Genomic DNA, 12,336 nt, shown 5'->3' with positions numbered 1-12,336 from the left:
CACCGGCGCGATGCACAACGCGCTGTCGCAGCATGCACTTTCGTCCGATTGATTCGGGGTCGGCCGCAGCTTCTTTTCGCCGCACGCATCCGGACCGGTCCGGTCGCGTTTTTAACTTTGCCAATTCGAAAGCGCGGCCATATCCACATCTGCCACAGGGCAATTCGGCCGTCGAACGAGGCCTATCGGAGGGAACCTCATGCGTCAGTTCATCCTCGGTGCCGCTCTCGCCCTCCTCGCGCCGCTGGCGGCGCAGGCGCAGGACGCCGCCGCCGGCGAGAAGACCTTCGCGCAGTGCAAGGCCTGCCACGCCTTCGGCAAGAACGGCGTCGGCCCCGACCTCAAGGGCGTGGTCGGCCGCAAGGCCGGCACCCACGAGGGCTACAACTACTCGGCCGCGCTCAAGGATTCCGGCCTGACCTGGGACGAGGCCACGCTGCACAAGTGGCTGACCAATCCCAAGGGTCTGGTCTCGGGCACGAAGATGATCTTCGCGGGCATCAAGGACGACAAGAAGATCGACGAGGTCATCGCCTATCTGAAGACCCAGCAATAAGCGGGCGTCGGTCATCCACAGGGGCCTCGCCGGGCGACCGGCGAGGCCCTTCCTTTTGGTTCAATTCGTTCTCAGTACAGCCGGGAGGTGTAGCTCTCGGCGATGGCGCGCTCCGAGTCCGCGACGGTCTCGCCCGCGATCTGGTCCGCAAGGATGCGTCCGAGGCTCGGGAAGGATGAGCGTGCGACGCGCGCGTCCGGCTCCCAGAGCCGCGCCCGCATCGCCGCCTTGCCGCAGTGGAAGTACACTTCCTCGACCGCCACGGTGAGGCCCGCCACCGGGCTCTTCCCGGCAACCGCGAGCGGGCCGAGCAGCGCAGGGTCGGTGGTGAAGGCCGCGCGGCCGTTCACGCGAAGCATCTCGTCGATCCCCGGCACCATGAAAATCAGGCCGACCTGCGGGTTCGCGGCGACGTTCAGCATGGTGTCGACGCGCCGGTTTCCCGGCCGGTCCGGGATCAGCAGGGTGGAGGGATCGCGCACGCTGACGAACCCGGGCGCGTCCCCCCGCGGCGTCGCATCGCCCCGTCCATCGGCACCGGCCGATGCGATCACCAGGAAGGGCGACAGGGCGATGAAGGCCCGCGCATGCCCGTCGAGCTGCGCGAGCTGCTTGCGGACGGCGCGGGGGCTCGGCTCGCCATAATGGTCGCGGATGGCCTGCGCGGATGAGTCGGTCATGGCGGGCAGCGGTCTCCGGCGGGCACCGACGCGACGGCGCGGAGCCCTGTCGTATCCTAGAGCAGCGCCCGATCGCGTTGCAACCGGCCGCTGCTCTAGGTCTTTGTTTTTGCCGCATTTTCTACGACGAACCGGCAGCCACTTCGTCGGAAAATGCTCTAGCCCGGGTCACGCGGCGACGCGCAACCCCTCGATCTCCATCAGCGTGCGGCGGCGCGCGGCACGGACGCGGGCGACGGCCGGGTCGAGATCCTGGCCATCATGGCAGGCCGCCTCCAGCTGGGCGCAGGCGCGCGAGAGCGCGACGAAGCCCAGCATGCCCGCCGCCGCCGTGATGGCGTGGGCGTCGCGTCCGAGCCGCTCGGGATCGCCTGGCGCGAGGCGCGCCTCGCCGAGGCGCTCGTTGATCTGGTCCGCGAGGTGACCGAGCAGGATGACGGCCGCCTGCGTTCCGACGAGGCCGCGCACGTCCTCCAGGATCGCGCGGTCCAGGATCGGTTCGCTCACGGGATCGGCCTCGGGGACAGCCTCGCGGCCGCGGCGCCAACGCGCCACCGCCCGGTGGAGGTCGTCGCGCTTGAACGGCTTGCCGACATGTCCGTCCATGCCGGCCGCACGGAACTCCGCGATCTGGGCCGGGAGCACGTTCGCCGTCATCGCGACGATGGGCAGGGCGGCGGCCGGAGCCGCGAGGGCACGGATGTGCCGCGTCGCCGTGATCCCGTCCATTCCCGGCATCTGGACGTCCATCAGCACGAGGTCGTAGGGCTGTGCCTGAACGGCGACGATCGCCTGCAGGCCGTCGCTCACCACGTCGACCCGGTGGCCGCCGTCCTCCAGGACGGCCCGCGCGATGTCCTGATTGATCTCCAGATCCTCGACGAGGAGGATCCGCGCGGGAGGGGCCGCGGTCTCGGCCCGGTCCGGCGCGGCGGGGGCCGCGACGGCGTTCCCGACGGGAAGCGTGACGCTGAACCAGAAGGTCGCGCCCTCGGACACCACGCTCTCCACCCCGATCGTGCCGCCCATCAGCTCGACGAGGTTCTTCGAGATCGCGAGGCCGAGACCGGTGCCGCCGAAATCCCGGCGGATCGAGCTGTCCACCTGGCTGAAACGCTGGAAGAGGCGCGCGCGCTTGTCGTCCGGGATGCCGATGCCCGTGTCCGTCACGGAGAAGCGGAGCCGCGCCGCGTGGTCCGGCGGCGCCTCGCAGATGATGGACAAGGTGACGCTGCCGGCCGGCGTGAACTTCACGGCGTTGTTGAGGAGGTTGAGCAGGATCTGGCGCAGCCTGTCCTGATCGCCGACGAGGGTGCGCGGCGCCCGCGCGTCGACCCGCGTCGACACGGCGATCGATTTGCGGCGGGCGAAGCCCCGCACCACCGAGATCGTGTTGTCGACGAGGGTCTCGAGCAGGAAGGGCTGAGGGTCGAGTTCGACTTGACCGGCCTCGATCTTCGAGAAGTCGAGGATGTCGTTCACGATGGTGAGCAGGGCCGCGCCCGCCGAGTGGATGCGCTCGACCTGCCGCCGCTGGCCCGCGCCGAGCGCGGGATCGTCGAGGAGGAGGTCGGTGTAGCCGAGGATGCCGTTCAGCGGCGTCCTGATCTCGTGGCTCATCGAGGCGAGGAAGTCGGTCTTGGCGCGGCTCGCCTGCTCGGCGGCGTCGCGGGCGAGTTCCAGCGCCTCGGCCTGCAGCTGCCGCTCGGAGACGTCGCGGACCGCCGCCACGTAGCCGCTCGGGATTCCGTCGGCGTCCCGCAGCACGCGGAACTTGCCCTCGACCCAGACGTAGCTGCCGTCCCGGCGCCGGTAGCGCTGCCGGCTCGTCGCGACGTCGAGGCGGCCGTGGCGGAGTCCGTCGAGGATCGCCGCGTAGGCGGCGTGGTCGTCCGGGTGCACCCCGTCGAGGGGCCGCGTCCCGATTAGCTCCTCGGGCGCGTAGCCGAGGAGTTCCCGGCAGGCGGGCGAGACGTAGCGGCGCACGGTCTCGCGATCCGCCTGGATGATCATGTCGCTGCCGTTCTCCGACAGGAGCCGGTAGCGGGCCTCGCTGGCTTCGAGCGCCGCCTCCGCGGCCTTGCGGGCGCTGACGTCGCGCAGGGAGCAGAGGATCGCGGGCGGGCCGGCGGCCTCGTCGCGCATCAGGCTCAACCCCGCCTCGATCCAGACGTCGCGGCCGTCGCGGTGGCGCATCCGGAAGGTGGTGGTCACCCGTTCTCCGGCGATCTCGCCGGCGGCCAGGCGCCCGGTGAGCGCGTCGAGGCCGGGACGATCCTCCGGATGGACGAGCGCGGCGGCCTCCTCCCGCATGAGGTCGCGGGGCTCGCATCCGAGGACCTGCCGGATCGACGGGGACACGTAGAGGTAGGGGGCGTCGGTGTCGGTCCGCCGCAGGGCGATGACGTCGCTGACGTTCTCGGCGATGAGGCGGTAGCGGCTCTCGCTGTCGCGCAGGGCCTCCTCGGCGAGGCGGCGCGCCGTGATGTCCGTGTAGGTCCGCACGATGCCGCCGCCGGCCATCGGCACCGTGCGCACCTCCAGCACCGTGCCGTTCGGCCGCGTCCGCGTGTAGGTGTGTGCGCTCGGCTTGATCCCGCCCTCGAGCATCAGGCGGCGCACGGCGCCGTCCGCCCCGTCGAACTCGCCGGCGGCCCATTGATGGTCGAGGACCGCCTGCGTGGTCGGCCGTCCGGCCATCATGTCCGACGGCAGGTCGAGGAGCGCGATCGCGCGGGCATTGCAGATCTCGATCCGTCCCTCGGGCGAGACCACGATCAAGCCCTGATCCATGCTCTCGAGCGTGGTGGCGAGCAGTCCGGCGGTCTCGGCCGCCGCCCGCTCGACCCGACGCGTCTCGGTCACGTCGCTCAAGGTCCCGAACAGCGCCACGACGGTACCGTCCTCGTCGCTCTCGCAGAGGCCGCGGGCGACGACCTCGCGCAGGGTGCCGTCCGGCCGCACGAGGCGGAGGCTCGCCGTGTAGGGCTGCCGCTCGGAGATCGCCGCCTCGACGAGGGCGCCGATCACCGGCACGTCGTCCGGGTGGTAGCAGGCGATGGCCTCCTCGACGGTCGGCGCGAAGGTCTCCGGGTCGCGCCCGTAGATCCGGTAGACCTCGTGCGACCAGGTCAGCCGCCGGTCCCGCAGGGCCAGGCGCCAATGGCCCACATGCGCGATCTCCTCGGCCATCAGGAGGCGGCGATTCGCTTCCGCGGTCTCGGCCTCGGCGCGCTTGAGATGCGTGATCTCGCGGGCGGAGGTGAGGACGCGCAGCGGGCGGCCCGCCTCGTCCCGCAGCGGCGTGAGCACGACCTCCCAGATCCGCTCGGTCCCGTCCGGTCCGCCCGCCTCCTCGAAGCGCAGCGGCGCGGCCGCGGCGAGGCAGCGCCGGAGCTGAACCTCCACCCGGCCGGCGTAGTCGGCCGGGAGTACCGCGGCGAGCGGTCGTCCGACCAGGTTCTCGGACGGGGCGTTCAGGCGCGTGGCGGCCGCGAGGTTGCAGGCTTCGAGCCGGAAGGTCCCGTCGGGTTCGAGGCGGCTGATGAAGAGCCCGTCACCGGCGGAGTCGAACATGGCCCGGAACAGGCTCTCGCTCGCCCGCAGGCGCCCCATGGTGCGCACGAAGCGAAGGCCGATCAGTCCGGTGACGCCGAGGGTGCCGAGCGCGATCGTGGTCAGGAGCAGCACCTGGTGCCGCCAGGGTGCCAGCACGTCCTCGCGGGCGAGGCCGACCGCCGCCACGAGCGGGAGCGTCTCCGCCCGCCGATAGGCGATCAGGCGCGCGATGCCCTCTTGGTCGACCGCCTCCCGGACGAGGGTGGCGGCGGGCTCCTGGACGGGCAGGGCGCCGAAGCCGGGGGAGGGGCGGTCGATCTGGTCGTCGCGCCAGGGATTGGCCACCAGCACGTGCCCGTCGGCGCCGAGCAGGGAGACCGAGCCCGCCGGCCCGACCTCCATGGTCTTGTAGAAGCTCAGGAAGTAGTCCGGATCGAGGAGGGCCGCGATCACGCCACCGAAGCGCCCGTCCGGGAGCGCGATGCGGCGGCTGACGACGATCGTCCAGTCGCCGCTGCGGCGGCTGCGGAAGGCGGAACTGATGTAGAGCCCGGCCGCCGGATCGTCCCGCTGGACCGTGAAGAAGGCCCGATCCGCGGCCATCGGCGCGTCGCCGGCGGGCTTACCGTGGGAATCGGCGACGACCCGTCCCTCCTCGTCCATGACGGCGAGGGAGCGGATCGACGGCGACGCGTCGGCCAGGCGGGCGAGGAGCGGCTGCCCGCCGCGCACGAAGCTGTCGAGGCCCTCCCGGTCGATCGAGAGCTGGACGATCCCGAGGTTGAGGTCCACCGCCTCCAGGGTCCGCGCCGTGTGCTGGTCGAGGGCCCGTGCGAGGTTCGAGGCCGCGACCCGGGCCTCGCGCAGCGTTGCCGCGTAGCTCTGCCAGGCCACGAAGCCGATGATCCCCGCGAGCGAGGCCAGGACCGTCGCGCACAGGATGGCGAGCGGCGTCGTCACCGGCCCGTAGGGGGCGAGGCGTGCGACCCGTCCGACGGGCTCTCGCAGGCTTCTCCCCATCACCGCGTCACGATCCGTCAGGACGGTCCCCCCTCGTCAGTCGAGTGTACGCCGCCCTCGACAAACCTTCGACTTAAACGAACAATCTTGTGGCTGGAAGATCGTCCCCCTTCGACAGTCCACCGATCGATGAAGGTGAGACGTGCCGCCCCCGTCGAATAGGTCGACCTTATTCCTGATCCTATTCGATCCCGCGCAGCGCCATCGGTCGACGGGTGGTTGCGACCGAGAAGCGTTGTTCGGGCAACGGGTGGCCGCCCGTAACCTCGCCGACGCCGCTTCTCGTAGCGACCGCCGCAGGACGGGACGATGAATGGATTTCGTCGTCGTGTCGAGATCGTCCGCGACGAGGCGTGAACAGCTCCTGCGGGCGATGGCTGGGACAGGATGCACCCCCATCGGTACCGCCCGTCACCGCCCCATCCTACCGTCGACCGAGGAGTTCACCCATCTGGGCGGCCCGGCCCTGATCGATGTGCCAGCGCGCATCGGCCACTTGGCGTCGCAGGCTGTGGCACCGCCACCGGTGGTAGAGGGCCACGACGGGCAGGCCGCTTGCCACGCCCTTCTCGTGTCGGGCTAGGCGGCGAAGCAGCCCCGGCAGGCAGGCGCTCGCCGCTTGACCGGTCGCGATGTCACCCGCGCGCACTTGGCGCAGCAGTTCCGCCCGATGGTCCTCCATGCCGTCCTCCGGCCCGCCCGGTCTCTCGCCCGGCCCGCACAGAGCATCCGGGAGGGGGACCGCGGTCAAGCGACCAGCCGGTCACAAAAAAGTGCCCCACCGACCCGGTCGGCAGGGCAGTGACTTGGGGGCCTCGGAATCGTCCTCGTCGGCCTCCCGGAGCCGGCGCCGGGCCGGCGACACGGTGGGCGGGTCGAGGACTGCGCCGACCGGTCGACCTTGCCGACACGGCGACCTCCGCGCCTTCACAAAGATCAAAGCGAGACCTTCGCGGAGAACAGCATCCTGCGGTCTCTGATTGCCCCCGAATGGCAGAACTGACAGTCCGGGCATCGGCATGACGCAGAAGCGACCACCGGAATCACCTGGTCGGCCGAGCGCCCCCACCGGTTCCGTCGCGCCGCGGAGACCCCGCGGGCGCCCGCGCGAGCCGGGCCGGATCCTGCCCGGACGGGATGCCACTCATCCGAGCCGGACCAAGTTCCGCCACACTCGCACCGCTCAAGCGGTCGCCCGGAGCCGAGACGAGTGACACAGGACGACGCCCCCCTCCCGCTGGCGGCCGCGACGCGGGCCGTCCGCGACCGTCCGGCCCCAGCGAACACGGCGAGCTTTGCGCGATGACCAGACGGGTGATGTTCCTGCGGGTGTGGCGCGGCTGGCTGCGCGGTCAGCTGCGGCTGCTGGTGTGGCTCGCCCTGGCGATCACGCTGGTCGGCGCCTCGACCGGCATCTACCCGGTGGTGGTGCGCTACGCCTTCGAGGCCTATGCGGCCAACAACCGCGCGGCGCTGTCCTACGTGCCCCTGGTGATCGTGCTCGCCACCGCGCTCCGCGGCACGGCGCTGCTGGCCCAGCTCGTCCTCACGAACCGGATCGTGACCCGGGTCGAGGCGGACATGCTCTCGGACCTCTTCGCCCGCCTCGTGCGGACGGATGTCGGCCGCATGACCCGGGAGAGCCCCGCGGCCCTCGCCCAGCGCTTCACCGCCGATTTCGCCCCGGTGACCGAGGCGCTGACGCGGCTCTCGACCGTGCTGCTGCGCGACCTCGCGATGCTGATCGCCCTCGGCGCTGCGCTCTTGTGGATGGACCCGCTGCTGACGCTGGTGTCGGTGGTGATGGTGCCCCTCGTCGCGCGGCCGGTGAACAAGATCGGCCAGAAGCTGCGGCGCTACGCCCGCGCGATCCACGAGACGGTGGGGGCGACGGCCGGCCTGATCGGCGAGAGCCTGCTCGGCTCGCGGGTCGCGAAGGTCTACGGCCTGGAGGATCTCCTGTCGGCCCGGGCGCGCGAGGGCTTCGAGCAGGTGCGCCGGCTCAAGGTGAAGGCCGCCAATGCGCGGGGCCGGCTCGACCCGCTCCTCGAGATCGGCGGCGGGCTCGGGGTGGCGGCCGTGATGCTGCTCATCGGCGACCGGGTGATGTCGGGCGAGCGCTCCGTCGGCGACTTCACGGGCTTCGTGACGGCCCTGCTCCTCGCCGCGCAGCCGGCCCGCACCCTCGGCGGCCTCAACGCGGTGATCCAGCAGGCGGCCGGCGCGCTCCAGCGCTACTTCGAGGCCTACGACGAGCAGCCGAGCATCGCGGATGCCCCCGACGCGCGCCCGCTGCGGGTCGCGGCCGGGGAGATCCGGTTCGAGGGGGTCGGGTTCGCGCATCCGGACGGGCCGACGGTGCTGCGCGGCATCGACCTCGCCTGCCGGCCCGGGACCGTCACGGCGATCGTCGGCCGCTCGGGCGCCGGCAAGTCGACCCTCCTCGACCTCATCCCGCGCCTGCAGGACGCCACCGAGGGCCGGATCCTGATCGACGGTCAGGACGTGCGCGGCGTGACCCTGGCCTCCCTGCGCTCCTGCATCGCCATGGTGACGCAGGACGTCATGCTGTTCGACGACACCGTCGACGCCAACATCGCCCATGGCCGGCCGGGCGCGAGCCCCGAGGAGGTGCGGGAGGCGGCCCGGGCGGCGGCGGCGGATTTCATCGAGGGGCTGCCGGAGGGCTTCGCGACGCGGGTCGGGCCCGGCGGCTCGAAGCTGTCGGGGGGCGAGCGCCAGCGCGTGACCCTGGCGCGCGCCTTCCTGAAGGACGCGCCGATCCTGCTCCTCGACGAGGCCACGAGCGCGCTCGACCCGGTCTCGGAGGCCCGGGTGCAGGAGGCGGTGCGCCGCCTGATGGCCGGGCGGACCACGGTCATCGTGGCGCATCGGCCCTCCACCTACATGGCCGCCGATCAGGTGGCCGTCATGGAAGCGGGGCGGATCCTGCGCTTCGGGCCGCCCGCGCAGGTCATGGCGGAGGCGGCCCACGCGCTGCCGGATCCGGTGGCCGGCGCGGCCTGATCCACGGCGGGTCCCGGTGGCGGCGGATCAGTGGCTCGCGAGCACCCGCGCCAGCGTCTCGAATTGCTGCTGCATGGTCGCGATGCGCTCGTAGGTCGATTGCCGCGTGCAGGCCGTCATCGTCACGCCGTGGAAGAAGCCGCCGTCCTCGCGCAGCTTGCGGCAGTCGAGAAAGGCCGGCCCGAACAGGCCTCCGGCCATCACCGCGGAGGTCACGACCATCTTCACGAGGAGGCGCAGCGGCCAGGGAACGTACGAGAAGGCCCGCTCGCGCTGCGGCCGCTCCTCGCGGGTCGGAGGGGAAACCTCGTAGTGGATGTCGCTCGCCCGCGGGGCGGGCCGGCTCACCCGCTCCGGCATCGCAGCGCCGAGCTTCTCCCGCGGGTTGAAACGCATCGTCGTTCGCCCCTGTGCGTTGCTTCGCCCTGCGAGCGGCCGGGAGATAACCACGGACCGCTTAAGCGGGCGTTGCCGGAGACGGTCGGATTGCGCGCGGGGGACACGATCCGCGACGATCGGCGGCGGCGCCGATGCCTCCTCACCTTGACACGACGGCCCCCTCTGACGCCAAGCGGAGAGCGTTGGCGGCTCGCCGATCGCCGCTCCAGGGAGGTCCCGCATGCTCTCGCTCCTCGACCTGCGCGCCCGCATCGATGCCGGCCGCCTCACGCCCGAGGGCGCCGTCGCGCTCACGCGGGAGGCGATCGCGCGGCACGACCCGGAGGTCGGTGCGATCCTGCGCCTCGACGAGGCGGCGCAGGTGCCCGCGCGGGGGCCGCTCGCCGGCATCGCGGTCGGCATCAAGGACATCATCGACACCGCCGACCTCGCCACCGAGATGGGCTCCCCGATCTATGCCGGCTGGCGCCCCCGGGCCGACGCGCCGGTGGTCGCGCGGCTCAAGCGCCTCGGCGCGGTGCCGCTCGCCAAGACCACGACCACGCCCTTCGCCTTCCTCGACCCGACCCCGACCCGCAACCCGCGCAACCTCGCCCACACGCCGGGCGGCTCCTCCGCCGGCTCGGCCGCCGCGGTGGCGGCCGGGATGCTGCCCCTCGCCATCGGCACCCAGACGGGCGGCTCGGTGATCCGCCCGGCCGCCTTCTGCGGCGTGGTCGGCGTGAAGCCGTCCTTCCGCCTCCTGCCGACCGTGGGCGTGAAATGCTATTCCTGGGCGCTCGACACCGTCGGGCTCTTCGCCGCGCGGGTGGCCGATGCGGCGCACGCCCTCGCGCTCCTCGCCGGGCGTCCCGCCATCGACCTGCCGTCGGGCGATCCCGGCGCGCCGCGGATCGGCCTCCTGCGCCCGGATTTCTGCGAGCCGGCGGCAGCGGAGGCCCTGGCGGCCCTCGACCGCGCCGCCAGGGCGGCCGAGCGGGCCGGCGCGGTCGTGCACGACCTCGCCCTGCCGTCGATCTTCGGAGAGGCCCACGCCTGCCACCCGGTGATTCAGGATTACGAGGCCGCGCAGGCCCTCGCCTTCGAGTACGACAACCACCGCGCGGCGCTGCCGCCGCTCCTGCGCGCCCAGCTCGACGCCGCGCAGGACATCGCCACCGCGGCCTACGATGCCGGCCGGCGCACCGCCCACCATGCCCGCCGGACGCTCAAGGACGTGTTCGCGGAGGCCGGCATCGACGTGATCCTGACGCTCTCCGCGCCGGGCCCGGCCCCGGCCGGTCTCGCCTCGACCGGAGACGCCCGCTTCAACCGGCTCTGGACCCTGATGGGCGTGCCCTGCGTCACGGTCCCGGTGGAGACCACGGCCGCCGGGCTCCCGCTCGGCGTTCAGGTGGTCGCGCGCTTCGGCGACGACGGGCGGGCGCTGGCGGCCGCGCGCCTCGTCGAGCGCGCCCTCGGCTGAGGCGCCCGGCGCGGTCCGCCCTCCGGCGCGTGGCCGGATACCGGGCGGGGCGCCTTGCCAGCGGCAGCGAAACCGGCCCGAATGCGCGCGCGGCCATCGCCGCTGCGCAACCCCGGAGAGGACATGCCGCTCGATCCCGCGCTCCGCGACCGGATCATCGCCTCGGTGGAGGCGGGATTCCCCGCGCAGATCGCCCACACGCAGGCGCTGGTGCGCTTCCCCTCGACGCGCGGCAACGAGCAGGCGATCCAGGATTTCGTGTTCCGGTGCTTCCGCGAGCGGGGCCTCGCCATGGACCGCTTCGCCATGGACCGGGCGGTCATCGCGGCACATCCAGGCGGGGCGGCCTTCGCGGAGGGGCACTCGGAGGCGCCGATCGTGGTCGGCATTCATCGGCCGAAGCGGGAGGCCGGCCGCTCGCTCATCCTCCAGGCCCATGTCGACGTGGTGCCCCCCGGCCCGGCGGACCTGTGGAGCCGGCCGCCCTTCGACCCCGTGATCGACGGCGACTGGCTCTACGGGCGCGGCGGCGCCGACATGAAAGCGGGCCACGCGGCGAACCTCTTCGCCCTGGACGCGCTGCGCCGCATCGGTCTCCAGCCGGCTGCCACGGTCACGGTGCAATCGGTGGTGGAGGAGGAATCGACCGGCAATGGCGCCCTGATGACCCATCTGCGCGGCTACCGCGCCGACGCGGTGCTGATCCCGGAGCCCGAGGAGGAGATGCTGGTCCGCGCCAACACGGGGGTGCTGTGGTTCCGCGTCGAGGTGCGCGGCCGCCCGGTCCACGTGCGCGAGATGGGCACCGGCGCGAACGCGATCGACGCCGCCTACCGGGTGATCGGCGCCCTGCGCGCGCTGGAGGAGCGCTGGAACGCCGCCAAGGCCGGGCGCCGGCACTTCGAGGGCGAGGCGCATCCGATCAATCTCAATATCGGGCGCATCGAGGGCGGCCATTGGGCCTCCTCGGTGCCGGCCTGGTGCCGGATCGACTGCCGCATCGCGATCTATCCGGGAACGAGCGCCGCGGAGGCGGCCCGCGAGATCGAGGCGGCCGTGCGCGACTTCGCCCTCACGGATCCGTTCCTGTCGAACTCGCCCCCGCGCGTGAGCTTCGACGGCTTCTTCGCCGAGGGCTACGAGCTGGAGGAGGGGTCGGAGGCCGAGGCGGTGCTCGGTCGCGCGCACGCGGCGGCGACGGGGACCGCGCTCAAGAGCTTCATGACGGCGGGCTACCTCGACACCCGCGTGCACGCCCTTTACGACCGAGTGCCGGCGCTCTGCTACGGCCCGATCAGCGAGAACATCCATGGCTTCGACGAGCGCGTCAGCCTCGCCTCGGTGAAGCGCATCACCACCGCGATGGCGCTGTTCGTGGCGGAGTGGTGCGGGGTCGAGGCGGTGTGACGGCCCGGGTTTGCGCGTGCGCCTGTCATCGTCGCAGCTCTTCAGTTGAACGCCCCTGGAGGGCGCACCACTCCTCATGCTGAGGTGCTGGCGGTGCCAGCCTCGAAACACCCCTGAAGGTTCGTCCAAAATGATGGCGCCTCGGACTGGGTGTTCAGGGGTGCTTCGAGGCTCCCTGCGGTCGCACCTCAGCATGAGGAGGGTTGTTTCTTCCCCATTCGTTC

At 72.1% G+C, this 12,336-nt stretch carries 8 protein-coding genes; 4 read left to right on the top strand and 4 right to left on the bottom strand.

Features of this window, described 5'->3' with window-relative positions:
• The first annotated feature begins 199 nt into the window (after positions 1-199).
• Positions 200-556 carry a c-type cytochrome gene (locus tag ACW9J6_RS05160; RefSeq protein WP_457115370.1) on the top strand — a complete coding sequence of 119 codons (357 nt, stop codon included), beginning with the start codon at positions 200-202 and terminating at the stop codon, positions 554-556.
• A 71-nt stretch (positions 557-627) separates the two neighbouring features.
• Here ACW9J6_RS05160 and ACW9J6_RS05155 read toward each other — a convergent pair whose 3' ends face one another.
• The 3 genes from ACW9J6_RS05155 to ACW9J6_RS05145 form a co-directional block, all read right to left on the bottom strand.
• Positions 628-1,236: a pyridoxamine 5'-phosphate oxidase family protein gene (locus ACW9J6_RS05155; RefSeq protein WP_457115369.1), complete on the bottom strand. Its 609-nt coding sequence runs from the start codon at positions 1,234-1,236 to the stop codon at positions 628-630.
• 168 nt (positions 1,237-1,404) lie between these two features.
• Positions 1,405-5,814: a PAS domain S-box protein gene (locus ACW9J6_RS05150; RefSeq protein ID WP_457115460.1), complete on the bottom strand. Its 4,410-nt coding sequence runs from the start codon at positions 5,812-5,814 to the stop codon at positions 1,405-1,407.
• Positions 5,815-6,238: 424 nt separating this feature from the next.
• On the bottom strand, positions 6,239-6,496 hold the full coding sequence (locus ACW9J6_RS05145) for a hypothetical protein (RefSeq protein ID WP_457115368.1): 258 nt from the start codon (positions 6,494-6,496) through the stop codon (positions 6,239-6,241).
• Positions 6,497-7,116: 620 nt separating this feature from the next.
• On the opposite strand from ACW9J6_RS05145, the gene ACW9J6_RS05140 reads away from it, so the two are divergent.
• A complete protein-coding gene (locus ACW9J6_RS05140) occupies positions 7,117-8,841 on the top strand; it encodes an ABC transporter ATP-binding protein (protein ID WP_457115367.1) in 1,725 nt (574 codons plus the stop codon).
• 27 nt (positions 8,842-8,868) lie between these two features.
• Here ACW9J6_RS05140 and ACW9J6_RS05135 read toward each other — a convergent pair whose 3' ends face one another.
• Entirely contained in the window at positions 8,869-9,237 is a 369-nt protein-coding gene (locus ACW9J6_RS05135; RefSeq protein ID WP_457115366.1) for a hypothetical protein, read from the bottom strand.
• A 223-nt stretch (positions 9,238-9,460) separates the two neighbouring features.
• Between ACW9J6_RS05135 and ACW9J6_RS05130 the strand changes: the two genes are divergently transcribed.
• Positions 9,461-10,705, top strand: a complete 1,245-nt coding sequence (locus ACW9J6_RS05130; protein ID WP_457115365.1) for an amidase — start codon at positions 9,461-9,463, stop codon at positions 10,703-10,705.
• Positions 10,706-10,828: 123 nt separating this feature from the next.
• Positions 10,829-12,112 (top strand): ArgE/DapE family deacylase, encoded by a 1,284-nt coding sequence (locus ACW9J6_RS05125; RefSeq protein WP_457115364.1) that lies wholly within the window; start codon positions 10,829-10,831, stop codon positions 12,110-12,112.
• The last annotated feature ends 224 nt before the right edge of the window (positions 12,113-12,336 follow it).

Source organism: Methylobacterium sp. JK268 (genome assembly GCF_054052225.1).
Note: the sequence above shows the minus strand (reverse complement) of the source record. Positions and strands in the feature narration are given on the sequence as shown.